Genomic DNA, 26,581 nt, shown 5'->3' on the forward strand with positions numbered 1-26,581 from the left:
AATGACGAGCGCGCAAACAAGGCGGCGGCGTCACCCCATTGGGGCCACAGAAGAGGAGTAGCCCCGTCGGCTTGACGCGAGCAGGAGTTGAGACGAGCGTGACTGAGCAAAAGAGGAAACGCGCACTGCGTCGTTTCCGGATGCTGATTTGCGGGCTCTGCGCCGCGGCCGCATTCTCGTATCCTGCGAACGCGCAGAATGCGAAGCCCCTCGATCAACGCTTCCTGCTGGGCGTCGGCACTCATCAGGGCCTGGGCGGCATCACCAGCGCCCGCGGCTACGTGCCTGCGACGGCCATCAAGCAGATGAGGGAGCTCGGGGTCACCTCGTTCCGCGACGACTTCCCCTGGTCGGATTTCGAGCTGCCCGGCAAGCGGCTCGGCTTCAATGCCCTCAACGGCCGCCTCGAGACCCAGATCAGGACAAGCGGCGGAATCCCGCTGCTCATTCTCGGGACCGGCCATCACCTCGTTCCGAACTCCGATCCACCGACGACCGACGAAGCGCGCCAGAGATTCGTCACCTATGCCGCGGCGGCCGCGCAGGCGGTCGCCTTGCGCCAGCCCATCTTCGAATTGTGGAACGAGTACAACCTCCGAGCACGCGCGGAGCCACAATTCACCGTCGAAAATTACGTTGCGCTCGCCCGTCTGGTGCAGCCCGCGGTCAAGCAGGCGGTACCATCCGCGCCCTTCGTGGTTGGTGCGCTCGGCGACGATCCGGGCTGGAAGTTTACCGACGCCCTGCTCAAGACCGATCTTCTCGGCATCGCGGACGGCATGTCGATCCACATCTACAACCATTGCTCTGCTCCCGCAGGACGCACCGCAACGGAAGCGATCGAGCGGCTGGAGACGTTTCATCAGCGCGTCGCGCAGGCGACCGGCAATCCCGGCTATCCGATCTATCTGACCGAAACGGGCTGGCCGACTCCGAGCGCGAAGTGCGGCGTCAGCGAGCAACTCGCCGCCGACAACATGGCGCAGATCATCCTCTGGGCATCGACCGCGGGTCCCTGGCTCAAAGGGATATGGCTCTACGAGCTGAAGGACAGCGGAACCAAGCCCGGCGAACTCGAGGACAATTTCGGCATTTATCATTTCGACAATTCGCCGAAGCCCGCCGTGTGTTCCATTCGCGAGAGCTGGGCCTTCATCCGCTCCAGCCTGAAGGCGACGCGAAGCACGCCAGCCCCTGGCGTCGTGCAGATCCGCAGCGACAGCGGATCAGAAACGAAACTGGCGCTTTGGTCGGACACTCCCTCGAAGCGCTTCGAGGTGCGATTAAAAAATGCGGAACCGAATGCCGAGATCAGCTATGTATGTCGGCAAGCGTCAGGCCCTGCCGCTGGCGCCTGGACGGCGCTATCGACGACGCCGCTGCTGGTCAGCGTCAAGGGCACGGCCGTGCCGGATTTCGAGATTCGGCCATCGAACTGACGCTGCGGCGCACTGCTGAATCCGGGGCTATCCTTGAAGATACTGATCGCTAACTCGCTCTATCCGCCCGAAATCATTGGCGGCGCCGAGGTGTCTGTGTCGCTGCTCGCACAGGCACTCGCCCAGCGCGGCCACCAGGTGTCGGTGGTATGTCTTCAAAACAAGCAGGAGCGCACCATCGACGAGCTCAAGGGCGTGCGCGTATACCGTGTGCCGATGGACAACGACTACTGGCCGTTCGGCACCGACAGGAAGCCCTCTTCGATCCAGCGCCTGAAATGGCATCTCAAGGACACCTGGAATCGCAAGTCCGCGGCGCGTTTCGCCGAAATTCTCGACATCGAGAAGCCGGATGTCGTCCACACGAACAACCTCACGGGATTTTCCGTCTCGCTGTGGTCGGAGGCCAAGCGGCGCAACATCAGGATCGTGCACACGCTGCGCGACTATTCCCTGCTCTGCAAACGCTCGACGCTATTCCGAGGGGATGCGACGTGCGCGCAGCGCTGCACGGCCTGCGTGGCCATGACGTCGCCCTATTTGCTGGCCTCACGCATGGTCGATGCCGTGGTGTCGAACAGCCAGTTCGTGCTCGACCAGCACACCAAGCTGAAATATTTCCCCCGCACCGACAGCCGCGTCATCTTCAACATCGCGGACCCAAGCTCGGTGGCGCCCTCGCCAGCTTCGAGCTCGGATGACCTGATATTCGGGTTCATCGGCCGGCTCGAGGCCGAAAAAGGTATAGAAGTAGTTCTAAAGGCCACCGAACAGCTTCCCGGCGAGGGCTGGCAACTGAAAATTGCCGGAAAGGGTCTCGAGGACTACGTGCAGGGGCTAAAAAGCCGCAGCAGAGGGAACGTCGAATGGCTTGGCTTTGCCAAGTCAGCCGAATTCTATGCCAGCATCGACGTCTGCCTGGTGAGTTCGGTCTGGCCGGAGCCGCTGCCGCGAACGTTGATCGAAAGCATCAACGCAGGCCGGGCGACTATTTGTTCGACAGCGGGAGGGATTCCCGAGATCGCGGGGTTTTCCAACATGATTGGGTCCTACGAACCCAACGATCACAAGCGACTGGGAGAATTGATGCTGAAGGCGATAGAGGAGAGATCACACTGGAAAATCGCCCGGCCTCCGCAGCCGGGATTTGCCGAGAGGTTTTCAGCGGATTCCGTGACAGGACAATATTTGGACGTCTATTTGAATAACAATAGAACCAACCGGCAATAGGCCGAAACGGAGATATCAGCAAAAGCCATTTGGCAGGATAGCTGGACAGACCTTTTCGATGAAAATTCTTATCACGTCATCCCTCTATCCCACACCGCTGGCTCCGAAGGTGGTCGGGGGCGCGGAAACGTTCGTCCGCCGCCTCGCCGAGACCCTGGTCGGGCAGAGCGACAGCGTGGAAGTGATACGTGCTGCGTCCGCATCGAACCAGCAGATGGAGACCTGCAACGGCGTCGACGTGTATTCGGCCCCCGTGCACAACATCTACTTCCCTTTCGCCAAGCAGCACAGCGCGCCCGTGCGCGGCATCTGGCACGCGATCGAGGACTGGCAAACGATGTCGGAGCTCGTTGCCAACAGGATCAAGGCCTTCAAGCCGGACATCCTGCACTCGAACAATCTCTCCGGACTGACGACGGCCGTGTGGCGAACCGCGGCAGAACTGGGCATTCCCGTCCTGCACACGCTTCACGACTATTACCTCACCTGCCCCCGCTGCTCGCGGTTTTCGGACGGACATGCCTGCGAGGCGAGCTGCATGAGCTGCCAGCTCCTGACCTTTCGCCGTCGCGGGGCGACGCGGCACCTGGACGCCGTCGTCGGCGTCAGCCAGCGCATCCTCGACATCCACACCCAGCTCGGCCTCTTCACGCAGACGCCGCTGAAGATCGTCATTCGAAACGCTTCGACGGCCGACGTCGGCAGCGAACCGACGGCGATGACCAACGGCACCGTCACGTTCGGATTCATCGGGCGACTGACCGAAGAGAAAGGCATCTACAATCTGGTTCGCGCCATTGCGACGATTCCGCCTGACCGGATCCGGCTCGTGATCGCGGGCCATGCGTCCGAGAGCGAGCGCATGCACATCAAGGAACTCGCCCCGAATGCACGGATCGAATTTCTTGGCTTCGTGCAACCGAAGCAGTTTTACGAACAGGTGAACGTCGTGGTTGTACCCTCGATCTGGGAAGATCCAAGCCCCCTCGTCGTCGCCGACGCGCAGGCGGCCTGCAAGCCCCTGCTCGGCACGCCCTTCGGTGGCATCCAGGAGTCGATCGAGCCCGGCGTGACCGGCTGGTTGACGTCTCCCGATCCCGCCTCGATCGCCAAGAGTATTTCGGCGATTCTGGATGCGCCCCAGCAGGTCGTGGAGATGAGCGGACGATTGAAGTCCGGCATCAACAAATGGGCCTTTGACGACGTCGTCGCCGGCTATCGCAACGTCTTCGAGCAGCTGACGCGCGGCCGCGGCATGCCTCGCACATAGCGGAGGCCGACGCAGATGTCGCCGACGCCCCTCAATCATCCCGCCATGCCCTCTCTCACGCGTCGTCAGACATGATCAGCCTGCTCGCATTCGGCAGCTACATCTACCAGAGTGCGTCCGCAATCATCCTGATCTTTGCCGTCAGCCATATCCTCTCGCCGGCCCAATACACCTCGTTTTCGCTGGCGCTGGCGACCAGCCAGCTGTTTTGCGTCTTCGTGTTCGAATGGCTGCAACTGGCCGGCGTACGCTTCCTCGCCGCTGCTTCCGGGGCGGAGGCCGCGCGTCTGCGCTTCTCGCTGTTCACGGCGGGACTGCTCAGCGCGCTGGTTCTGTTGCTCGTCGGCGGCGTGGCGGGACTGCTGGGCACGCTCGAGACCAGCGTCGTCGCCCTCGCGCTGGCGATGGCCGTGTTGCAAGGCGCCACCGACCTGTATTTCATGATCGTCCGGGTATCCAATCGGCTGGGGACCGCATCCGCCCTCCTGATCCTGCGCGCCAGCGTGCTTCTGGCCGCCGCCGTCGCAGCTGCTCTGCTCCATGGCACGGCGGTAGCAGCCCTGTGCGGCATCGCCGCGGGCTATGGCGCGGTGCTTCTCATGAGCCTGGTCGTGCACCGCACCTCGTTCCAGCGCGCGTCGCGACATGCCATGCTGACCGATTGGGGGCATTTCTGCCGATACGGCATCATGGCCGCGGCCGCTTCGGTCATTCATCTCTCCGTACCTGTCACGCTGCGCCTGATCGTGATCGCAACGCTCGGACGGACGTCGACGGGAGCGGCCGGCTTCTCGATGGCCATCGACCTCTTACAGCGCCCGTTCTCCGTTCTGGTGGCCGCCATTCACACCGTCTGCTATCCCAATGTGGTCGTCCAGTTCGAGCGCAATGTCGACGGCGAAGTGCGCCGGGCGACCGCCCGCATGCTCGAGTTCATCCTGTGTGCGACGATCGTGATGCTGGGCGGACTGATCGGCCTTCTCCCCGATGCGGCGCATCTGTTCGTCCCGGCCGATCTACTGGTCGATTTCCTCAACGCAGCGCCGGTCGCCGCGATCTTCTACTTCCTCCACACTCACCTTCAGGCCACGCTTGCGGTGGTCCCGCATCTGACCAAATCGGCCGCGCGGCTGGTGGTCGTCGCGGCATGCCAGTTGCTGCTCGTGTCGGCGGCATCCTCGATCGGAGCGCTGCTGCACATATCGGTCGCCGGACAGATCGCGAGCGCGGCATTGGCTACCGCACTCATCATTCTCTTCGCCAGCGGCCCGCTGATCCGATTCCGGGCCGCACCGCGGGCACCGCTCATCGTGGAAGCAACCGTTGCGGCCGCCGCGATCGCCATGCTCGCGGCAGCTCCGTCCGATTCCCTGCTCTGGCTCGCGGGCAAGGTCGCCTTTGCCGGCCTTGCCGTCGTCCTGGTGACGTGGCGAGGCGATCTGCTGGCCTCGGCGCGCGGCTAGAATCAGGCCTTCACCGGATGAGCGAGCGGATTGCCGCTGGCATCGCCGGTCAAACCGTAGATCTTGAGGGTCGCGTCGACCATGGGGCCGACACCGAAATATTGCTGGGCACGCGCCAGGGCTTTGCGCGACAGCACGGCACGCATCGCGGGATCGGCCACTTTCTCGAGCGCTCCCACGAGCGCATCAACGTCCTCGAACGGCACGATGAAGCCGGTCTGCCCCTGGATGATCTGGTCTGAGGCGCCTCCCGCCGGAGTCCGGACCGGCACCAGTCCGGTCGCCATGGCTTCGGCCACACCGAGCGGGAATCCCTCGAAGCGGCTCGGCAGCGCGAACACGTCTGCGGCCCAGAGGATTTCGCGGACGTCTCCCATGAAGCCGAGGAATTTGAACGTCTCGTTGTCTTTGTCGCCGGCGAAGGCAAACGACTTGATTTCCTTCTCGCGCTCGGCACCGCCGCTGCCGACGAAATAGCACTTGATGTCGATCGGCGACGGGCTGGCGCTGTCGCGGATCTTGCGCGCCGCCTTGATGAGGAGGTCGTGTCCCTTCACCCAGGCAAGACGAGCCGCCAGCAAGCACATGAACTCACCCTCGGCGACGCCGAATTTCGCGCGCGCATCGCGGCGCTCGACATCGGACGGCGGGCGGAAATGCACCGTATCGACGCCGCCATAGACCTTCGCGATCCGGTTCTTGCCGAACAGCACGTAGCGGCGGAGATGCCGAAGCGATTCCTCCGACATCAGGATGAGGGTGTGCGGAAAGAAGAGGTTGAAGAACAGGACCTGGGCTGCGCTGAAGGTCGACTGCGGCGCATTCTGCACCTTCTCGATATTTCCGAGCACCGAGGGATGATAGGTCGCGACGCAGCGCGCGCCGGTAAGCAGCGAGAGCAGCCTGCCCCACATCAGCATGCCGAGCCCATGGACGTTGATCACGGTGATGTTGTTCTTCCGGATCACCTTCACCAGCTGCATGAAGATCGACAGCGAGGGCAGCTTGCGAAGCCCGGGAACGACGTGCCATTCCTTGACGGCCGCGGCCAGCTTCTGGCGCTTGTATTCGGATTTCTCGTCCGAGCGCACGGCGCCGGAGACCAGATGGATCTGTACGCCGCGAGCATGCAGTCCCGTAGCCAGGGTCTCGCAATAGGATGCAATCCCGTCATTGCAATTCACGACCTCAACCAGAAACATCACATTCGGGGCGGGATCTTGCATGAGAATGGCCTTACTCCGTTCAAGCGACGACACGTCCAATCGTCAGTGCTTAGCGGCAAATTTCATGCCGCACCAGCGGTTTGCCCGCGACAGCATTGCTGCGCGTAACATGCTGACGTTGCGGATCTGCGACACTCCCTCCCGGCACCAGAAATGGCTTCAGAAGCCTCGTTTCTGGAGTTCGGCGGCTTCCGCCGGCGTGAGCTTGCCCCCGGCGAAACGCGACACGAGGTAGAGCGCGACTTTCGGACGATTCAGGTCGTACATCAGGCCGAAGCGGTTTTCCGGAGGCTTCTTGCCGGGTTCGTCGACGATCTCGTAGATGCTGACGCTGTCGATCGCGACCTCCTTCTGGTCGCGGATCGCCGTCAACATGTTGTTCAAATTCTGTAGACAACGCTCGGTTGCAGGGTCCCCGGGCGCGTTGCCATAATCGGGCTTGTAGATCTCGCCACAATTGACCTCGTTGAAGAGGACGTGCCGGCGATAGGACGCGAGCTTCTTGAAAAGATCGAAGCGCGGGTTCCAGCCGTTCCAGGCCTGGTGGGGATTTTGCCCGAGTACCTCATAGTAGTGATACGAGATCAGGTCGTAGCGAACGCCGCGTTGCTCCATGAAATCGAGAAAGCCGAACATGGTGGACGTCGTGTTCAGGATCTTTTTCAGATGCAGCCCGCTCTCCTGGTTGATCCGGTCGATCGCGTCGGACGCTCCGCGCAGGACCGCCGCCCAGTCCTCCATGGCCGGCATCTCGAATTCCGCGGCCGTCATTCCGCTGCCAAAGAGGCGCTTGCCGTTCTTGTCGAGCGCAACGAGGTTGATCTCGTTCTCCAATTCCCATTGGTCGATATCGTTCTTGAATTGCCGCACGAACTCATAGGTCCGATTGTATCCCTGCTGATAAAGAGCCTCCCGATCACCGGCAGGATACCGTCCGCTATCGGTGCGATCGCCCCAACGGAAGGGAAAGCCGAAGACCGCCTGAAGCTTTATTCCGTAAATCTTCGCGAGCCGGACGGCGTTCTCCAGCATCGGACCTTCTGTCTGCTCCTTATCTTTCGACAGATTGACGCCGATCCTGAACAGCGTGAAGCCGCGTTCCTTCATTACGCGAAAGGCGGGCTCGGGATCTCTTCGCATCGCCGATGGACTGCTCACGCCCCATTCGAGCGCATTGGCAGGCAACGACGTTGACGCACTCATCGCTGCGACAAAAAGGACCACACTGATCTGCCTGAGATGGTTCCATCGCATCCGTTGCCGACTCCTCGTTGCTTCGGAATAGTTCGAAAGACTCCGGTCGCGTGCTCCACGCCGAACAGATGTCACATTCGAAATTCGATCCGTGTCTGGCAGTCGTTCGCTTCTAAGCAATTCGATCTGCTCTGGCCATAGGCTTAATGGCCTTTAACGCAATCGAACCAACGCTGCCTGCACGGCAAGCAAATGCGTTTCGATTAGGCAGTGGCACAACATCGATCGAACATCGTCGTTGCATCGCCATGCCGACGTCACGCTGACAGCACATTAGTGTGGTGATTCAGAGATCAATCAGTCCAAGCAGATTCGTTGACGGGTCGGCATCGTGCAGGACGCTTCGGCGAGAATTCTCCGGGGTGCCTCGATTTTTACTGATCTCCCCAACTCGAAAAAGAGAGATTGGCCGATACGACAGACACAAGCGGCAACTAAATCTCGCACTCCAGAAAAGGCTTTGGAATACCGATGACTACCGCATCACCTGATCAGACGATTCTGTCGGCGAGCACCTTTGTCAGTTCCATCGGCGTCAATACCCACGCTGGCTATTCGTGGGGCGGGTACAACAACCTCGCCCTCGTGGAGGACGATCTCAAATATCTCGGCGTCACGAAGCTGCGCGACGGGCTCGCTTCGAGCCCGTCGGCACAACCGATCCTCGATGGTCTCGCGAAAGACGGCTACACATTCGACTTCGTGGTTCAGTCGAATGTTCCAGCCGGCGGCGCGTCCGCGCTTCAGGCCTATCTGGATGCGGTCAAGGCGTTCGAGACCAGCCATCCCGGCAGCGTGATCGCGCTCGAGGGCCTGAACGAGGTCAACGTCTACGCATTCAGTTACGGCGGAACCCTGACCGTCGAGGCGGCGGCGCAGTTCCAGGTCGCCTACTACAACGCCATCAAGGCCGATGCCACGCTCAGCAAGATTTCGGTCTACAACTTGTCGTTGGGCTACAACGACTCTACCGACTACGCAAAGCTCGGAGACCTGTCCGGCGCAACCGACTACGCCAACTCCCACGCCTATGTCAGCACGAGCCTGACCCCCGCCGCCGCTCTCCAGGCCCTGCTCGGCAATGCGACGTCGGTCACCGGCACCGATCCGGTCGTGATCACCGAGACCGGCTACACCACCAAGAGCGACACGCCTTATATTGGCGCCAACGAGAACGTGCAGGCGAAGTCGATCCTGAACACGCTGGTCGATGCCTACAAGGACGGCGTCAGCACGACCTATCTCTATCAGTTGCTCGACGCCTCGGCGGACAACGATCCGTCCAACCCTGAATCGCACTACGGCTTGTTCAACAGCGACGGAACCCCGAAGCTCGCGGCAACCGCGATCCACAATCTGACGACGATCCTGGCCGACGACGGCAAGGGAGGCCACACGCCGACCGCCTCGCTGGACTATGCGCTCGACGGCCTGCCGGCGAGCGGGAACAGCATGGTGCTCGGCAAGAGCAACGGCGCCTACGAGCTGGTGGTCTGGGCTGAACCCAAGATCTGGAACGACGCTACCGACACCGAGATCTCGAATCCGACGACGTCGGTCACAGTGAATCTCGGCAGCGTCCACCATCTGATCAGCGTTTACGACCCGTTAAAGGGCACGTCGCCGATCGCTACCTATACCGACGTCAGCCAGATCGTGATTCCGGTCTCGGACCATCCACTGATCATCGAAATTGATGCTCCAGCGGGCGGAGGTGCAGGGGCGCCGGCCGTGACCGATGTCAGCGGAACCGCCGCCGACATCGTCTCGCAGATGTCCGAGCTGAACACCTCGAGCGCGCTCAAGACGATCACGCTCACCGATACCCATGTCCTTCCGGTCGCGTCCGAAGCGACCATGAGCTACATGATCTCGCACTACTCGAACGCGCTGGCGGCCATCCAGGGCGGCTATCAGTTCTCCGTCACAAACTCCACCTCTGCCTGGAGCGTGACCAAGGTCTACGACTCCACTGCCAAGCTGCTCTCGACCAGCACGTCCAACTTCACGAACGGCGTCATCACCAGCAAGGTCACCGTCAACAGCGACGGATCGTCCGATAACCTGGCCTACAGCGGCGGCAAGCTCGTCAGCGACGTCGTCATTTCGGCTGACGGCAACAAGGATACCAAGACCTACGATACGAGCGGCAACCTGATCGCGGACATGGCCCAGAACAAGGATGGCTCGTCCTCGAACACGCTGTATTCGGCTGGCGTCAAGACCAAGGCCTACATCACCAACGCCGACGGCAGCCACGACAACTATTACTACAACATCACCGGTCAATCCTACACCAGCGAGCACGATCATCTCGATGCGAACAACAAACTGCTGTCGGTGAGCCGCACGCATGCCGACGGCACCATGGCCTACAGCCAGATCCTCAACGCCGACGGCAGCAAGGTCACGACCCTGTACGACTCGACGGGCCACAAGACCTCGGTCGTGACCGTCACCTCGACGGACACCACGACCAACTTCTACACCACCGCAGGCGTGCTGAAGCAGACGGTCGTGCAGACCACCAGCGGCAACGTGACGACGACGAACTACAACGGCTCTCTGCTCGCGTCGGTCTACGTGGTCAACGCCGACGGTTCCAAGGACTCAAAGCTGTACGATTCCGAGGGCGTCATCACGAGCGACTTCGTCCAGAACAAAGACGGCTCGTCCTCGAACACGGTCTATACCGCGGGCGTCAAGACCAAGGCCTATGTCACCAACGCCGACGGCAGCCACGACAATTACTACTACAATATCACCGGCCAGTCCTACACCACCGAGCACGATCATCTCGATGCGAGCAACAAGCTGCTGTCGGTGAGCCGCACGCATGCCGACGGCACCATGGCCTACAGCCAGGTCCTCAACAGCGACGGCAGCAAGGTCACGACCCAGTACGACTCGACGGGCCACAAGATCTCGGTTGTGACCGCCACGTCGACGGCCACCACGACGAATTTCTACACCACCGCCGGCGCGCTGAAGCAGACGGTCGTGCAGACGACCTCCGGCGACACCACCACGACGAACTACAACGGTGCGCTGCTGGTGTCGGTCTACGTGGTGAATGCGGACGGTTCGAAGCAGTCGAAGCTGTACGACTCCAACGGCGTCATCGCGAACGACCTGGCCCAGAACAAGGACGGCTCGTCCTCCAACACGCTCTATACCGCCGGCGTCAAGATGAAGGTCTACGTCACCAACGCCGATGGCAGCCGCGACAACACCTACTACAACATCACCGGCCAGTCCTACACCACCGAGCACGACCACATCGACCCCAGCGGAAAGCTGCTGCTGGTCAGCCGCACCCATGCCGACGGCACGATGGCCTCCAGCCAGGTGCTGAACAGCGACGGCAGCAAGGTCACGACCCAGTACGACTCCACGGGTCACAAGATCTCGGTCGTTACCGTGACGTCGTCAGCGACCACGACCGACACCTACGACGCGTCGTCCGGAGCGCTGAAGCAGGAGATCGTCAAGGCGAGTTCCGGCACCACCACCACGACGAACTACAACGGCGCGCTGCTCGCGTCGGTCTACGTGGTCAATGCCGACGGATCGAAGGACACCAAGCTGTACGATTCCAGCGGCAAGATCTCCAGCGATCTGATCCAGAACAAGGACGGCTCGTCCTCCAACACGGTCTACACGGCCGGCGTCAAGATGAAGGTCTACGTCACCAACGCCGACGGCAGCCACGACAACACCTATTACAACATCACCGGCCAAAGCTACACGACCGAGATTCAGCACACCACCGCCGCCGGTACGCTCACGACCTTGACCCGGCTTCACGCCGACGACACGCTTGCCTACAAGCAGGTGATCAACAGCGATGGCAGCAAGGTGACCGACCTCTACGACAGCACCGGCCACAAGACGAGCGAGACCCTCAACGCCACCGACGGATCAACCACGACGGATACGTACAATTCGTCGGGCTCCGTCACCCAGCATATCATCAAGACCGCCGGCGGCGACGTGACGACGACGAATTACGTAAATGGCTTGAACTCGTCGATCTATGTCGTCAATGCCGATGGCACCAAAGAGACAGAGCTGTTCGACAGCAATGGCAGCCTGACCAGCGACTACGTTCTGAACAAGGATGGATCGAACTCGACGACTGTCTACACGGCGGGCGTCAAGACCAAGGCGTATATCAACAACGCCGATGGCAGCCACGACAACTACGCGTACAACATCACCGGCAAGAGCTATGTGACGGAGCATCAGCACCTCGACGCCTCGAACAAGGTGACGCTGCTCGAACGCTCCCATGCGGACGGAACCCTCGACTACACTCAGATTCTCAAGTCGGACGGCAGCAAGATCACGGATGTCTACGACAGCGCCGGGGTCAAGACGACGGAGACCATCAACAACGTCGACGGCAGCTCCGATATCTTCAAGTTCAAGATCTCCGGTCTGCCGGGCGCTGTCGAGCACGACAGCTACAATTCCAGCGGCTCGCTGCTCGCGATCGACGTGGCCAACAGTGACGGCACCCACAGCGTCACCGCGGTCAGCACCGGACTGACGCTGAACGGCGGTGGCGGCAACGACGTCTTCTCCGCGGCGCCGGGCACTACGACCATCATGTTCGGCGGCGGCAACGACCAGATCAAGAGCTTCCATGCCGGAACAGCGTCCAACCACGACACGATCGAAATCCTCAAATCACTGGTGGCCGACTACAGCCACCTGCAGATTTCTCAGTCAGGCTCGGACACGCTGATCCAGCTCACGTCAGCGGATTCCATCCTGCTGAAGAACGTGAATTCAGCGACGCTCGATCACGGCAACTTCCTGTTCGTTTGACACACAGACGTCTGGCACAGAAACTGCGCCGGCAGGTTCGCCTGCCGGCGCAGTCTTTCGGACAACAGGAAGAGCGACTTCAGTGCGGCCGGAAAACTGCGGCCGGGCCGGTGCCGAATGCCGGGCCGACAGTCATTTCCGTACGGCCGCGTCCTCAATGACTGGACGATCGGGCGCCGGCATACGCAATCGTGCAGGCCATTTGATTTTCTTGAGAAGCTTCCTGGCACCCAGCGCCGGACGTTCGACAAACCACCATGAAAAGGCTGCGAAGCAAACGGTCGCAACGATCGCGGCCACGGACCCCAGGTTCAGACCCGGCCACAAATGAGCAAAGGCCTGCTGAAGCGGAAATCCGTACAGATAGACCCCGTAAGAGTAATCTCCGCTGAGCACAATTTGATTCCTGGCGGGATTCGAAACGCCAAGGAACACTGTGACATACGTCGCCGGGAAGGCGACGAGAAGGTCGCCATTGGGAAGGCGGAGCAGGAGATACGTCACCACCACGCAAACACCGAACAGCGCAAAAGACCATTTGATCTTGCTGGCGTAGAAGTAAAACAGAACACCAACCAGGAATGAGATCGGCAATACGCCGGCCTTGGCAATCAGAGGCGACTTGGCCTCATGGACGCTATACCAATAAAATGCGAAAGCATGAGCTGCGACAATTGCGACGATCAGCAATGTCCTGCTCTTTTTCAAGCCTGCGAACGCCAGAGCTCCGAGCACGATGTAGCAATCCAGTTCCCAGGGAACCGTCCACAGCTGCTGATTGACCATGTTCGGCCGCGGGTTATCCAGAAAGACGCCGGGCAGCGTGAAGTGGATCCATCCAACGATGTTCAGAAGGTAGGCCCAAAATTTCGGATGCGAGAAGTATTCCGAAAGCGGCAGGGCAGTGAACAAGGCCCCGATCACGAACGCGCTCAAAAGCACTTCGACGATAAGCGCCGGCGCAAGCCTGATCACACGAAGTGCAAAAAACTCCGGCAACGTCGGCGTGCGCACCAAGCTTCCAGCGACCAGGAAGCCACTCAGTGCGAAAAACATAGGCAATATGCAGGCCGCAAACGGGCGAACGGCAGGCGTAAGATAGGCGTTGGCGGCCTCGTCACCTATACCCGTCTGGAAAACGTGCACTGCGACTACGCTTAAAGCGAGTGCCAGTCTGAGGTAGTCGAATCCAGTGGGCCGCCCGTTGGCCGCTGCAATCTTGTCCTCAAGCATCATCGCGATTTTTCCAGACTAGCATTTGACTAAAGACATAATGATTACAGATGAGCCGCAATGCAACATCAATGGAAGCGATCAGCAATGCAGCTGCGCGTTGATGCGAGTGTTTGCGACACACATTCAAATTTCCGGCGTCCAGCCTCACGTCCGCTCGGGCACGTGTGGTCACCAGCTTTGCACGCGAAGTGAATCGCCCGGAAATTGCCGCGACAATTTTGTCTAAACCGCGCCGCCATCGCGAGGCGCGCACTACATTCGCGCCTGCTGGATTGGTTATCCTCGCTCGCGAGCGATCGCCTCCTGCCACCGACGAACAAGCGAACGGCAGGATTCTTGCGCTCGTCCCGCTGCTTCAGGCGCGCACGCGTCCCGGTGCTTCCGTGCGCACGACCCGCGCCGGTGCGCCTGCAACAACAGCATCTGGTGGAACATCACGTGTCACGACCGCATTGGCCGCGACCTTGACGCCCGCGCCCAGGGAAATCGGACCGACCAGCACGGCGCCGGTATAGATGACCGCATCGTCGCCGATAGTCGGACAGCCCGGCTCGTCCCATGCACGCCGGCCGAGGGTCACGTTGTGATACAGCATGACGGAGCGCCCGATCCGCGATCCCTCGCCGATCACGACGCCCGTCGGATGCGGCAGGATCAGTCCCGGGCCGATCTCCGCGAGGACCGAGATGTAGCAACCTCGCCGCATCAGCGCGCGCACGAGCAGCCACGTGATCTGATGCCCCCAGCGAGTCTGGAAGCGCAGCATCTTGGCGACGCGCCAGGTCGTGATCACGGCAAAGCCGGGGCTCGTGAGCAAGGCGATGAAAGCTGCGCCAATGCCGGACTTGCCAGTATTCGCCATCAGGTCCTCGCGCCACGGAATTCCCGCCTGGCGTTCGTCACCCATTCCCGCTCCTGAAGACATCCGCCAATCTCAACTAACTTACCGAGGGAAGACTTGCCTGAACAGGCGGAGCCGATCCGCCGAGCAGCGACTGCACGCTGCGCCAGATCCGGCGCCTGAATACCACGTAACTGCCGAGCACGATCAGCGCATAGACGACCGTCGCGATCAGCCAATGCGACAGGCTTGCGACGTCGCCCTTGGTCGCGACCAACGCGCACAATGCGCCGAGCGAGGTCGCCACCGTGGCCGGCATCAGGGCGCCGAACAACGACGTATAGGAGATCGCGCAATTGCGGGCTCCAATCATCAGCATGAAGGCGCAAACCAGGATCGATACGATCAGGTACACGATTGCAACGGCCGTGAGCCCGAACGGCAACGCCACGACGAAGGCAAGGATCATGCTGGCACTGTTGGCGGTGCTCACCCAGAACTGGAGCCGGGCCTTGTCGTGGGCAAGCAGGATCGGCCCGGCATAGGCCGCAATCGACTGCGCCGCGCCAGCAGGCGCGAGAATGGCAATCAGCGGCAGCACCTCCTGCCAATGCGGCGAGAGGAACGTCGCAACGGGATATTTCAATCCGAAGGTCAGATAGATCATCGCCGGGAACGTGATCATGGCCGTCATGCCGAGGACAGCGCAGATCGCGGCCTTGCGCCGTTCCTGCTCTCCGTCACCGTTCATGCGGCTCAAGGTCGCCATGAGAACGCCCCCGCCCGGCCAGGAGAGGATCATCAGCGGCAGCGTCATGAACTGGAACGCGAGACCGAACAGGCCGACAGCAGCCGCGCCCAGCTTGGCGCCGATCATGAGATTGCCGACGTTTCTCGCCGTGAAGTTGAGGACGTTCGAAGCAAGCACCCAGCCGCCGAACGACAGCATCAGGGCGACGCTGCGCCATTTGAAGCACAGATGGATGTGGCGCCTGGTGTTCACATAGAACGCGACGGCGCGCACCGCCTGCATCAGGACATAGTACGCGATCAGCGCCCAAATCCCCCATCCGAGCAGGGCTCCGGCCACGCCCACCGTCGCGGAAACCAGGGCCGCACCAGCCTCGATCAGGGCAACAGTGCGATATTGCAGGGAGCGCTCCAGCACCGCGCGCGGGCCCATCGCGGAAATCGACAGGACGACCGAGCCGGAGAGAGCCGCCAGCACCGACGGCAATCCCGGCATGTCGACGGCGGCCCCCAGCGGCTTCGACAGCACCGCCAGCATCAGGGCACAACCGATCCCAATCGCGACCATCAGCGTCGTCGCCGCACCGGCCTCCTCCTTCGTGAGCGACGTCCGCTGGATCATCGCACTCGACAGCCCGAGGTCGGTCAGCATGGAAATGAAGGCGATGAACGGCAGCGAAAACGCCACGAGCCCGAATTCCGTGGGCGTCACGAAATAGGTGATCAGCAGCGTGATGAGGAACTGAACGGCCGACTTCACGACGTTCACGCTCGACATCGAGAGCAGATTCTTGATGATCATGACGTCACCCGTGCGTGATCGGTTTCAATAGGGTGCGCTCAGGCGACATAGCGCGGTTCACGACGCACTCCGAACAACAGGCCTCGCAGCACCGGATCGAGCAGACGGCGAAGTCTCACTTCGATCAGTTCGTAACTGACTGTCCCCGCAACAAGTGCGGCGATCAAACCAAGACCCGCAAACCCCGCCCAGAGAAGCCAGAGATTCACGCCGTGCGCGGCCAGCTTCACGCCGGCTATCTGCAGCGGGAACAGCGCGAAGGGATGGACCAGATACAGGCTGTAGCTGATCTTCCCGAGGAACTGCAGGAATTTGCCGCTCAGGGCGACGGCGACGCCGGAGTCTGGAGCAAGGACCATTCCAAACAGCAGCGCGCCGGGAACCAGCCCCACCAGCGGATGCAGATATTCAATCGAGACGTACATCGCGGCGCCGCAGAGAATACCCGCCAGCACGCCCGGCCAGCCCGCGATACGGATCCGCAGGTCGACGAAGCTGAACAGCAGTCCAACCAGAAAGAACGCGGCGATGGGCCGATAGATTATGCCCGCGACGGCGAGCGCGACAAACGGCGCAGCCAGGACCCAGTTCCTCGCCGCCGCCATGAAGGCAAGCGCGAAGAGGATGTAGAACGCCCATTCATAACTGAGGGTCCAGGCATTCTGCTGACCAATCGGCAATCCCAGCGCATCCGGCAGGAAAGCGAGATTGACGAAGAACAGCTTGAGGTAAGTCGGCAGGTCGGTCCCCTTGAAGAACTTGTAGCCGACCAGCGGCCCGATCGTGAACAGGATCACGTGTAGAATCACGAACACCGGAAGGATGCGCAGGCCGCGATCGAGAAAAAACTTTCCGACGAGGCGGTGGCGCACGAGGCTCGCCGGGATCAGGAAGCCGCTGATCATGAAGAAGAGCTCGACGCCATGTCCGCCCATGTTGATCGTGGCCTCGAGCCACGACCAGATCGGCGGCAGAAAGCCCGCGAGCAGCGGCATGTCCTGAAGATGGACGATCAGCACGCTGAGCGCGGCGATGCCGCGCAGCCCCTGGATCGCCTCCACGAAATTCTTGCTGTCTCCGCTCACCACTGCGATCCGCTACCAGGACAAGAGAAAGTTCCGGACCAGAGCCCGGGCTGCACATCGCAGCTCATTGCACACGGCAACACGGCCTTCACGCCGGTCGTGAAACCATATCGTCGACGTCGGGCGAGAGCGGCGCCGCACTCGAGGCGATCCCGTCATCTCTTTCCTTTTTCCGCGCGAAGACACCGCTGAATACCACGCTCAGCATGATCAAGCCGCTTGCCGGACCATAGGCCAGAACCGTGATGGTGAAGAGATTCATCGCGACCGCGAAAGAGAGCTTGTAAATGTCCCTTGTCCTTGCGACCGCGAGGATGACCAGGATCACGAACACCACGAAGATCGGCCCGAACATCAGATACGTGCCGAGATAGAAATTATCCACCGGCACGTAATAGCTGAGCTTGTTCGAGAACAGTAGCTGCGGATAGTTGAAACATCCGAGGCCGCAGCCGGTGAAGAAGCCCACCGGCATGAGATCGGCCATGTAGACGAATGGCAGTTGCCAACTGTTGTTGACGCGGTCCTGCAGGCTATACAAGCTGCGGGACACGCTGACGAGCGAACTGCCGGAGAACAGGGCCATCAGTACCGCGGGTACGAGGATCGACAGGAACGAAAGCAGCGCCATTCGGCGCAGCATGGGAAACTTCTCGCGCTCGGGCAACAGCCGGACGATGACCAGACAAACGACGTAGATCGCCATCACTCCCAGCGAGGTCTTGCTGGTCGTCAGCTTGATCGCATAGAGGCCGACCGGCGCCCAAAGCAGGCACCACAGCAGGCTGCGGCGCACGGACGTCACCACATAGGTGATGAACACAAAGAAGGCGGCCATCGTGCTGTCGGCCGCCAGGCCGGCCAGCCGCGTCTCCGATGCCGCCCACCAGAGCCTGCTCGCTTGCCGCGTCCCTCCGAAAGTCTCGTAGGCGAAACCGACCCACGGCAGCTGAACACGCGAGGACAGGACAATCCCGAAGATCGTGATGTAAAAGAGGGGATGAATCCAGGCCAGCAATCGCCGGTACTGGCCGAAATCGCGGCCGCAGAAGCAGAAACCCACGAACACCGGCGCGATCATCTTGAATGAAGAGATCATGCCGGTGAAGTAGCCGAGGAAGACGTATCCGAGATAAAGCGCAAACGCCATGTAGAACAGCGTCAGGATCGCAACCAGGCTCTTCCCTACCAGGATGTAGCGCTGGATGAACGCGAGGATGCACACCATCGCGAAGATGTCGGGCAGGAACCAGATGGGGTCGATCTTGGCGACCGCCAGGTAGTAGCGCAACGCGCCGGCGAGCGCGTCGCGATAGAAGTAGAGAACAAGAGCGATCGCCTCGATATTGAAGGTCGAACCGCTCGCCTGCGCGCCGTCGTCGATGGGTTGTTCCACAAAGCGGAAGCCCGGACCGGCAAGCGCTGAAGATGATGGATGCGCGGCCATCGATTCACTCGGCCGCCGCGAGCGACTTGGCTGGACCGGGCCTGAGCAGCCCGAGGACCAGCCGCGAGCCCGGCATTTCGATGGTGGCGTAGGTCAGGTTCGAAAGCGCGAGCACCGCGCCGACGAAACCGACGAGCAGCACCGACGCAGGCAGGCCGGGCAGCAGACCATCCAGCGACTGGAAACGGGCCGCTCCCACGCCGCGCGCGAAATATTCGAGCAGGACGAGCACCAGCGCGTGGACCATGTAGATCGAATACGACCGCTTGCCGAGCCATACCAGCGGCTTCACCGTCAGCAGTTCAGGCAAGGGGCGATGGGGGAACACCATCAGCGAACCGAGCAGGATCGCAAAGACCACAGGCGCGACGAAGCTGATGGCCGGCAGCCATCCGACCACCGAGATGATCACGATCGCCGTGGCTGCTGCGCCGATCTGCACGACCGACTGAAGCAGCGGACTCGCGCCCGGCCGCACCATTGTCACGGCGCGAACCGTCAGCACGCCGAGAAAGAAGCTGAGGACGCAGCGAATGATGCCGAACTGGTAATGGAAATCGAGGCTTTCCATTCGCAGCACGAACAGGATGATGCCGAGACTACCCACGACGAGCAAGACCGACAGGGCGTAGACCAACCGGATGCTCCTCGCGGCCTGCGCCGCGAGGACCACGGCTGCGAATACGAGGTAGGTGTAGAACTCCGCGCTGATGCTCCAGCTCGGCCCGTTCCAACTGAGATAGCTGATGATGCCGGACGCCTGCAGCAGTAGCAGGTTCACGACGAAGGAAACATAATTGTTGACCGCAATCTCGGGCGGCGCGAAATGCAGAACGCCGATCGCCACCAGGCCTAGCTTCATCAACCGGAACGACAGGAACGCGAGCAGCATCGCCAAGTGAAGCGGATAGATTCGCGCAATACGGCGCGCGACGAAGTCACGGAAGTCGAACCCACCGAATTCCGATTTCACGTAGCTCATCGAAATGACGATGCCGCTGAGCACGAAGAACAGATCGACGCAGAGCCAGGAATTGTGGAAGAACGCGACGTCGATCCATGCCCGGTTCGGCAGGACCGTATAGAGTGTCTCCGAGCCGACAAAATGGTGAACGACCACGCACAGAGCCGCAAGACCTCGAACGCTGTCGAGCGGCACGTAGTGCGCTTTTGGCTTGTGAACCGGCAAGGCAGAGCACCTGACAATGAGCTAGAGCAAAAATGCTGCGTCGCAGCATAATGCCTTTCTTCGACCTGCGGTTCAACCGCTAACCGTCCAATTGAACCGAGATTTACCGAGATGCTTAGCGCTCATCGTCGCGAGATGTCCGGCTGTTGCACCCATTGAGGTAAACGCGCCGATCGTGCTGAAATCGTGGCCGGATGCGCATTAACTTGATCTCGCGTGAAGTTCTGATAGCTCCATCGCCGCTGAGTTGAACGACAGAGGGGCCATTGGGCGCGATATCGCGATTTTTCGCCACAGCCGTGTTCGTGCTGGCGCCGCTTCCGCTTGGATCCCTTGACCTCGCGTGGATTTGTTTCTGGAATTTTCTGCTCGTATGCAGCCTGCTGACCGCGGATCTTTCGGCTGTGAGCCGTCGCAACGCTGCGTTGCTGATTCCGTCGGCAGTGGTGGTCGCAATGGTGGGCATCCTCGTCGCGCTTCAGATGTGGAGCAGCGCTCCCCCTGCACACTCTGCAACCGTCTGGGAACTGCCGCGGCAGATTTTCGGCATTGCACTGCCTGACCGCCCCTCCGTTACCGCGCGCGGACCATGGCTGGCGTTCGGTTCGGTACTCTTGATGTCGCTGGCATTCACCCGTGCCGTGATCCTTGCAAGCGATGCGGGAGCCGCGCGCTCGCTGCTACAGGTCATGGCATGGGCGGGCTTCCTGTATGCGCTCTACGGAATTATGGCGGAGCTGATCGCGCCCGACATGATCCTGTTCAGGCAGAAGGAGGCCTATCTAGGCTTTGCCACCGGAACCTTCGTCAACCGAAACACGTCGGCGACGTTCTGGGGAACATGCGCCCTGTTGTTTCTGGTGCCGCTCCTGCGCTCGATGCACCGCCGCCAGGACGGCGAGCCGCCGACGTCACAAGATTTGCGGTCGCGGCTGGGACAGATCTTCGCTACCTCGGCGGCGCTCGGCGCTGGATTTGCAATCTGCACGATTGCACTTGCCATGACGGGATCGCGGGCGGGCCTGTTGCTGTCGGTCGGCGCGTTCGTGCTGGCCATCATCCTTTATCTCATGCCTCTCGAGCTCGGCGGATCGCGGAAATGGCTCCTCCTCGGCGGGTCGGCGGCAGCGGGGCTCGTGCTTCTGCAGCTCGTGGGCGGCCTCGTGGCCGGCCGAATCGTCGAACACGGCCTGATCGACCCTCAGCGGCTTGCAGCCTATCAGGCATCGGCGGGGATCATCGCCGATCACCCGCTGCTCGGTATCGGACTGGGCAATTTCGAGGCTGTCTTTTCCAGCTACAGGCCTGTCGCGCTAGGCAGCCTCGGCATCTGGGACCGCGCTCATAGCACCCCGCTCGAAATTGCCGTGGAATTGGGCATTCCCGCCTTCGCTTTGATCGCGGCGCTCAGCCTCTGGTATTTTTACCATCTGTTTACCGGAAGCTTGCGCCGAAAGCGTGATCGCTTCATACCCATCATCGGTACGAGCGTCGCCGTATTGGGAGTGTCACATAGCTGCATCGATTTCTCGCTGCAAATTCCCGGCTACGGTGTGTTTTTCGCAGCCATCGTCGGGTGCGGCCTCGCGCAATCGCTGCCATCACAATTTCGAAAAGAACGTGGCAATTCCGTGCAAGTCGAGTTAAAGTCAACATAATTGGAATGGGCAGGGCAATGAGTTGGAATTCTGGTAGGCGCTTCGTTGTGGTCGTCGGAGCACTCGTATCGCTCGCCGGGATGCCGTCGGCATTCGCCGCGACCGGCGTCAGTGCGGGCTGTGTCGCCAATTCCGGCATCGTTTCAGCGGAACGCGCTACCGAGTTTCTCGCCAACCCGAGCGGCCTTCTGGATCAGTTCAAGGACGGACAAGGCGGCCTCGCCTCGGCTGTCCGCGACCTCCTGACCGCGCGTCCCGAGACCGTCGATGGCATTGCCTCGTTGGCGAAAGCCAGCAGCGCGGATCAAAGCCGCGCCATCGGCGCCGGCCTTGGCACTGCCGCCTCGACCTGTGTCCTGTCGCAGCCTGGCGTTGCGCAGCTGATCCAGGAGGCGGTTCTCAAGACGGAGAATCCCGACCTTATCACGTCGTTCACCAGCATCACCGGCGATATCCCGACCGAGGTGACGGCGGGCGCGGATCCGACCGGCGAGACCACTGCCGGAGGCGGGCCGGGCTCGACCGCCGCAGAGGCGCGCGCAGGCGCGTCAAGCGCGACCGAGCCCACGGTCGTCAATCAGAGCGGTGCCGGTGCGGCGCCTCAGACGCTGTTTGCAGCGACGTCCACCGCAGTTCTGACCTCCGTAAGCCCGTCGCGCTGACAGCTCGAACCGCCGCATCGTCGGCGGTCGATTAACCAAACTGCCCCGGCCGGTCCCGTGACCGGCCGATTTAGCTACAATTGTAAAGTTCCGCGGAACCAAAGTTCAAATCGTTTGTGGGATACCCGTAGCGTCAAAAAAAACGCGAGACGGGGATGTCATGAGCTGGATAATCAAATCGCTGGTTGCGATTGGGGTCGCATCGGCCGGCGCAGCGGCCAAGGCCGATGCATTGAACGATGGTTTGCCGAATCAGGCAACGCGCGCATTCATCAGCGAATACGACAATGCGCTGGCGCCGCTGCAATTCGTCAAGTTCTGCATGAATTACGACGCCGAATGCGCGGCTGATAGCGCCGAGCGAACCCTGCCTTCAGGCGACCGTGCGATGAGCGCGCTGCGCGAGGTCAACAGTTCGGTCAACGCATCCATCAGCCCGATGCAGAAATCCACCAATCCGATGGTGGCACGCTGGACGGTTTCGCCGTCCGCCGGCGATTGCAACGATTATGCGGTCACCAAGCGCCATCAATTGATCGAGATGGGCTGGCCCAAATCGGCGCTGCGGCTTGCAGTTGTCCTGACGGGCGGCAGGGGCCACCTTGTGCTGGTCGCGCGGCTTGCCGACGGCGACTTCGTTCTGGACAATCTGTCCTCGTCCGTGCGGCCGTGGAACGCAGCGGATTACGAGTGGATCTCGATGCAGTCGGGCGGCAACCCGCACTTCTGGGTCGCGGTCGGCGAGCGCGGCGAGCGTCTCCGCGCGACGCGTCTCGCGATGCTGCGGACGGTCGAGTAAATCGCGACAGGTTTCGTTCCAGCTACCAATCGCAGGTTGCAGGAGGCGCGAGAAGATGGTCCCCAGACCATCCCTCGCGCCTTTGTCATTGTATGTCGATCCTGCATGGCACCTGCCTAAGATTCGTGCTTAAGGCATGCCGGCACGTGCAATCATTTTCCAAATCTGCGCCGGATCACGGCGAGAGCTTCGTTCATGTTGAATCGGCGTTCGAAGCCCATGCGATTGGCAATTCGGTCCGCGCTGGGGTATATTTTGCGCCGCACAAGAATTTGACATAGTTTCGGGTCATCAAAGACCTACGGTCGAAATCGATACGCATATCAATAATTCGCAACGAGATATGAGCGCGATCCTCCTCAAACTCGATACCTTGTTGCGTGGCTCCTTTCGAGCCTCGCGGATCAATGCGATCGTTTCCGGTGTGCTGGCTGCTTCGCTTGCCGTGCCGGCTTCGGCGCAATGCGTCGATCGCTCCGAGCGCGCCCCTTCGGCTGCGGTCAGTGCTTTTGTTTCGGATCCGTCGGTGCTGTTGCGGCTGTCAAAGAACGATCGTGACAAGCTTTCGGGCCGGCTGACCGGACTGCTGGTGACCGACATCGCCGCACTCGAGCCGGTCAGGGACATGTTGCGCGAGGCGAGCCAGGCCGATCGCATCGCGATCGGCGCCGGGCTTCACCGTGCCGAAGAGCGTTGCATCGCGACCAAGCCCGATGTCGCGCGCAGGATCAGTGACTTCGTTACCAAGCTGCACGACGGTTCCGTGCTCAAGGGATATCTCGCAGACCAGGACGCGGCGATGGCGCCTGCTCCGGGGAGCCCCGCTCCATCTACGGCCAATAGCGTGCCGGCAGGTTCGAGCTCGAACGCCGGCCTGATGTCGGGTGAATGGAAGACCGAACTCGCTGATCCATTCAAACCCGTTCCCCTTCCCGAGTGACAAGATCCCGAGATGTTTCAGCCACGAGACCAGTTTCCGCATCGCCCGAAATACGCCATTGAGGTCGGTGGCACGACGCTGAGCGCCGAGCGCGCTCTGGACATCGTGCGTCGCCAATGGCCGCTGATCGTCGCCATCGTGGCTGGCGCGCTCGCGCTCGTTCTCGTCTACCTGATCAGCGCGACGCCGATGTACACGGCGAATGCGCGCATCCTGATGGACACGCGTCAAACCCAGGTGCTGGACAAGGACAGCGGAACGGCCAATGCGCTGATCGACCCGGGATTCGTCGACAGTCAGGTCGAGATTCTCCAGTCCGACGATCTGCTCCTGTCGATCGTTCGTCGCCTGAAGCTCACCGAAGATCCGGAGTTCAACGGCTCCGAGCCCGGATTGCTTCCGCTGATCATCGGCAAGGTCATGTCGCTGTTCGGTTCGGACGGCCCTCCCAGCAAGGAACGGGTCGAACGGGGCGCGGTCGAGCTGGTGCAGAAGAACCTCAAGGTCGAGCGCGTGCTGACGACCTATGTGCTGTCGCTGAACTATCGCTCGATCAATCCGAACAAGGCGGCGCAGATCGCGAACGCAGTCGCTGACGCCTACATCGTCGGTGCGTTGGAAGCGAAGTACCAGTCGACCAAGCGCGCGGGCGAATGGCTCCAGCAACGCAGCGCGGAGCTGCGTGAACAGGCGACGGCGAGCGACCGCGCCGTGCAGACGTTCAAGGCACAGAACAACATCGTCGGCACCAGCCGGGGCCTGATGAGCGAGCAGCAGCTTGCGGACGTCAACTCGCAGCTCATTGCCGCGCATGCCGCAACCGCGGAGGCCAAGGCTCGCCTCGACCGGATCGAGGCGCTGCTCGACAAGGATCTCGTCCAGCCGACGGTAACGGATGCCCTCAACAACACCGTGATCACGCGCCTGCGTGCCCAATATCTCGACCTGGCGGCGCAGTATGCCGACTGGTCGAGCCGTTACGGAAAGACCCACCAGGCGGCCATCAACCTCGCCAACCGCATGGAAGAGCTGCGCAAGGCGATCGCCGACGAAGTGCGCCGTATCGCGGACGCCTATCGCAGCGAGTACGAGATCGCCAAGAGCCGCGAGACGGCGCTCGAGGAAAATCTGAAGAATCTCGTGACCCAGGCCGGCAGCACCAGCCAGGCGCAGGTCAAGCTGCGCGACCTCGAGAGCGCGGCCGACACCTATCGCAACCTCTACAACAACTTCCTCGAAAAGCTCCAGAACGCGACGCAGAACCAGAGCTTCCCGATCAGCGAAGCGCGCATCATCAGCACGGCGGTCAAACCGGACAAGAAGAGCTCGCCCAAGACCCTGCTGGCGTTGATGGGCGGCCTGTTCGGCGGTCTCTGCTTCGGCTTCGGCGCCGCCTTTACACGAGAGCTGCTGAGCGACGTGCTGCGGTCTCCGAGCGATGTCGAGGATCAGCTCGGGGTGAAATGCCTCGGCGTCCTTCCGGACATCCGCCCGGCAAGGGCTGCGGCGGATCAACCTGAAGGAGACGTTTCAAGCTACGTCGTCGAGCACCCGTTCTCGCGATTTGCGGAAACACTTCGGAACATCAAGGTCTCGATCGACGTCGCGCGCCTCTCGCGCGAGGTCAAGGTGATCGGAATCCTGTCGTCGCTGCCGAAGGAAGGAAAGACCACGGTGGCCGCCAATTTCGGTCATCTGGCCGCATTGACCGGCCATCGCACGCTGCTCATCGACGGTGACCTCCACACCCGGTCGCTGACGAGAGCGCTGGCCCCCCATTCCAAGACCGGCCTGGTCGAAGCCCTCAAGGATCCGCGCGCGTTCGGCTACCACATCCAGCGCAGCAAGGAGAGCGGGCTCGACTTCCTGCCGTCTGTCGTCGCATCGCGCATGGTGAACTCGGCGGATGTGATCGCATCCAAGTCGATGGCCGACCTGCTGGCGGTGGTGCGCGAGGAGTATGAGTACATCGTGATCGATCTGGCGCCGGTGATGCCGGTGTCGGACGCCAAGGCCGTCAGCCATCTCGTCGATGCGATGGTTTACGTGATCGAATGGGGCCGCACGACCCGCAGCGCGCTTCAGGAGTCGATGGCCAGTTCCGAAGGCATCCAGAAGAAGCTCTTGGGCGCCGTGCTCAATCGCGCCAATCCGAAGATGCTCAAGCGGATCGAGGCGTACAAGGGCTCGCACTACAACAGCTATTATGTCGAGGGAGCCTAGCAGCACCACCGCGCCGCCGGCAGAGGCAGCGGGATCCGCGTTTCGCTGGCTTCTGCGCGGCTCGACGGTCGCTCTCTCGGCGGTTGCACTGGCCTGGATCATATCCGTTGCCCCCGATGCGACCGATCCCGCCGTTCCCCAGATTGCCGGGCGCGTTTCGCGCGGCGAAAGATATGAGCTCGATCGGCTGAGGCGGATCGTCGAGGGCAATTTGCCGGCCGCAAGGCGGCTATG

Annotated in this window: 18 protein-coding genes; 10 read left to right on the top strand and 8 right to left on the bottom strand. The window is 61.3% G+C overall.

Going from position 1 to position 26,581, the window contains the following annotated elements:
- Positions 1-98 precede the first annotated feature (98 nt).
- The 4 genes from F8237_RS08025 to F8237_RS08040 all read left to right on the top strand — a co-directional run bounded on the left by F8237_RS08025 (position 99) and on the right by F8237_RS08040 (position 5,402).
- The gene (locus tag F8237_RS08025) at positions 99-1,439 is read left to right on the top strand and encodes a glycoside hydrolase 5 family protein (protein ID WP_162005930.1); all 1,341 of its coding nucleotides are present in this window, start codon (positions 99-101) and stop codon (positions 1,437-1,439) included.
- A 33-nt stretch (positions 1,440-1,472) separates the two neighbouring features.
- Entirely contained in the window at positions 1,473-2,669 is a 1,197-nt protein-coding gene (locus tag F8237_RS08030; RefSeq protein WP_162005931.1) for a glycosyltransferase family 4 protein, read from the top strand.
- A gap of 58 nt (positions 2,670-2,727) precedes the next feature.
- Positions 2,728-3,939, top strand: coding sequence for a glycosyltransferase family 4 protein (locus F8237_RS08035; protein ID WP_151643511.1), 1,212 nt, complete (start codon positions 2,728-2,730; stop codon positions 3,937-3,939).
- A 71-nt stretch (positions 3,940-4,010) separates the two neighbouring features.
- Positions 4,011-5,402 (top strand): hypothetical protein, encoded by a 1,392-nt coding sequence (locus tag F8237_RS08040; RefSeq protein ID WP_151643513.1) that lies wholly within the window; start codon positions 4,011-4,013, stop codon positions 5,400-5,402.
- A 2-nt stretch (positions 5,403-5,404) separates the two neighbouring features.
- On the opposite strand, the gene F8237_RS08045 is transcribed toward F8237_RS08040, so the two are convergent.
- Both F8237_RS08045 and F8237_RS08050 read right to left on the bottom strand, forming a co-directional pair.
- Entirely contained in the window at positions 5,405-6,628 is a 1,224-nt protein-coding gene (locus F8237_RS08045) for a glycosyltransferase family 4 protein (protein ID WP_151643515.1), read from the bottom strand.
- Positions 6,629-6,787: 159 nt separating this feature from the next.
- Positions 6,788-8,002: a glycosyl hydrolase 53 family protein gene (locus F8237_RS08050; protein ID WP_244626093.1), complete on the bottom strand. Its 1,215-nt coding sequence runs from the start codon at positions 8,000-8,002 to the stop codon at positions 6,788-6,790.
- A gap of 351 nt (positions 8,003-8,353) precedes the next feature.
- On the opposite strand from F8237_RS08050, the gene F8237_RS08055 reads away from it, so the two are divergent.
- A complete protein-coding gene (locus F8237_RS08055; protein WP_151643517.1) occupies positions 8,354-12,715 on the top strand; it encodes an RHS repeat protein in 4,362 nt (1,453 codons plus the stop codon).
- A gap of 132 nt (positions 12,716-12,847) precedes the next feature.
- Here F8237_RS08055 and F8237_RS08060 read toward each other — a convergent pair whose 3' ends face one another.
- The 6 genes from F8237_RS08060 to F8237_RS08085 all read right to left on the bottom strand — a co-directional run bounded on the left by F8237_RS08060 (position 12,848) and on the right by F8237_RS08085 (position 20,065).
- Positions 12,848-13,951 (bottom strand): acyltransferase family protein, encoded by a 1,104-nt coding sequence (locus tag F8237_RS08060; protein WP_151643519.1) that lies wholly within the window; start codon positions 13,949-13,951, stop codon positions 12,848-12,850.
- A 355-nt stretch (positions 13,952-14,306) separates the two neighbouring features.
- Positions 14,307-14,858, bottom strand: a complete 552-nt coding sequence (locus F8237_RS08065) for a serine O-acetyltransferase (protein ID WP_151643521.1) — start codon at positions 14,856-14,858, stop codon at positions 14,307-14,309.
- 31 nt (positions 14,859-14,889) lie between these two features.
- Positions 14,890-16,344, bottom strand: a complete 1,455-nt coding sequence (locus tag F8237_RS08070; protein WP_151643523.1) for a lipopolysaccharide biosynthesis protein — start codon at positions 16,342-16,344, stop codon at positions 14,890-14,892.
- 38 nt (positions 16,345-16,382) lie between these two features.
- Positions 16,383-17,429 (bottom strand): acyltransferase family protein, encoded by a 1,047-nt coding sequence (locus F8237_RS08075; protein ID WP_162005932.1) that lies wholly within the window; start codon positions 17,427-17,429, stop codon positions 16,383-16,385.
- An 88-nt stretch (positions 17,430-17,517) separates the two neighbouring features.
- Complete coding sequence (locus tag F8237_RS08080; RefSeq protein ID WP_151643527.1) at positions 17,518-18,876, bottom strand: hypothetical protein; 1,359 nt, start codon at positions 18,874-18,876, stop codon at positions 17,518-17,520.
- 4 nt (positions 18,877-18,880) lie between these two features.
- Positions 18,881-20,065 (bottom strand): acyltransferase family protein, encoded by a 1,185-nt coding sequence (locus tag F8237_RS08085; RefSeq protein ID WP_151643529.1) that lies wholly within the window; start codon positions 20,063-20,065, stop codon positions 18,881-18,883.
- Positions 20,066-20,331: 266 nt separating this feature from the next.
- On the opposite strand from F8237_RS08085, the gene F8237_RS08090 reads away from it, so the two are divergent.
- From F8237_RS08090 to F8237_RS08110, 5 genes are all read left to right on the top strand, one after another.
- The gene (locus F8237_RS08090; RefSeq protein WP_151643531.1) at positions 20,332-21,723 is read left to right on the top strand and encodes an O-antigen ligase family protein; all 1,392 of its coding nucleotides are present in this window, start codon (positions 20,332-20,334) and stop codon (positions 21,721-21,723) included.
- A gap of 47 nt (positions 21,724-21,770) precedes the next feature.
- Positions 21,771-22,385: a hypothetical protein gene (locus tag F8237_RS08095; protein WP_244626094.1), complete on the top strand. Its 615-nt coding sequence runs from the start codon at positions 21,771-21,773 to the stop codon at positions 22,383-22,385.
- A 160-nt stretch (positions 22,386-22,545) separates the two neighbouring features.
- A complete protein-coding gene (locus tag F8237_RS08100) occupies positions 22,546-23,184 on the top strand; it encodes a transglutaminase-like cysteine peptidase (protein WP_151643535.1) in 639 nt (212 codons plus the stop codon).
- A gap of 343 nt (positions 23,185-23,527) precedes the next feature.
- Entirely contained in the window at positions 23,528-24,124 is a 597-nt protein-coding gene (locus F8237_RS08105) for a hypothetical protein (RefSeq protein ID WP_151643537.1), read from the top strand.
- Positions 24,125-24,136: 12 nt separating this feature from the next.
- Positions 24,137-26,347 (top strand): GNVR domain-containing protein, encoded by a 2,211-nt coding sequence (locus F8237_RS08110; protein ID WP_151643539.1) that lies wholly within the window; start codon positions 24,137-24,139, stop codon positions 26,345-26,347.
- Positions 26,348-26,581: the final 234 nt, after the last annotated feature.

The organism is Bradyrhizobium betae (genome assembly GCF_008932115.1).
Taxonomy (GTDB): domain Bacteria; phylum Pseudomonadota; class Alphaproteobacteria; order Rhizobiales; family Xanthobacteraceae; genus Bradyrhizobium; species Bradyrhizobium betae.

Coding starts and splice junctions, on each gene's coding strand:
- F8237_RS08060 (WP_151643519.1), bottom strand. CDS start 13,951: ATGATGCTTGAGGACAAGATTGCAGCGGCCAACGGGCGGCCCACTGGA.
- F8237_RS08045 (WP_151643515.1), bottom strand. CDS start 6,628: ATGCAAGATCCCGCCCCGAATGTGATGTTTCTGGTTGAGGTCGTGAAT.
- F8237_RS08070 (WP_151643523.1), bottom strand. CDS start 16,344: ATGATCATCAAGAATCTGCTCTCGATGTCGAGCGTGAACGTCGTGAAG.
- F8237_RS08105 (WP_151643537.1), top strand. CDS start 23,528: ATGAGCGCGATCCTCCTCAAACTCGATACCTTGTTGCGTGGCTCCTTT.
- F8237_RS08100 (WP_151643535.1), top strand. CDS start 22,546: ATGAGCTGGATAATCAAATCGCTGGTTGCGATTGGGGTCGCATCGGCC.
- F8237_RS08065 (WP_151643521.1), bottom strand. CDS start 14,858: ATGGGTGACGAACGCCAGGCGGGAATTCCGTGGCGCGAGGACCTGATG.
- F8237_RS08110 (WP_151643539.1), top strand. CDS start 24,137: ATGTTTCAGCCACGAGACCAGTTTCCGCATCGCCCGAAATACGCCATT.
- F8237_RS08055 (WP_151643517.1), top strand. CDS start 8,354: ATGACTACCGCATCACCTGATCAGACGATTCTGTCGGCGAGCACCTTT.
- F8237_RS08040 (WP_151643513.1), top strand. CDS start 4,011: ATGATCAGCCTGCTCGCATTCGGCAGCTACATCTACCAGAGTGCGTCC.
- F8237_RS08080 (WP_151643527.1), bottom strand. CDS start 18,876: ATGGCCGCGCATCCATCATCTTCAGCGCTTGCCGGTCCGGGCTTCCGC.
- F8237_RS08035 (WP_151643511.1), top strand. CDS start 2,728: ATGAAAATTCTTATCACGTCATCCCTCTATCCCACACCGCTGGCTCCG.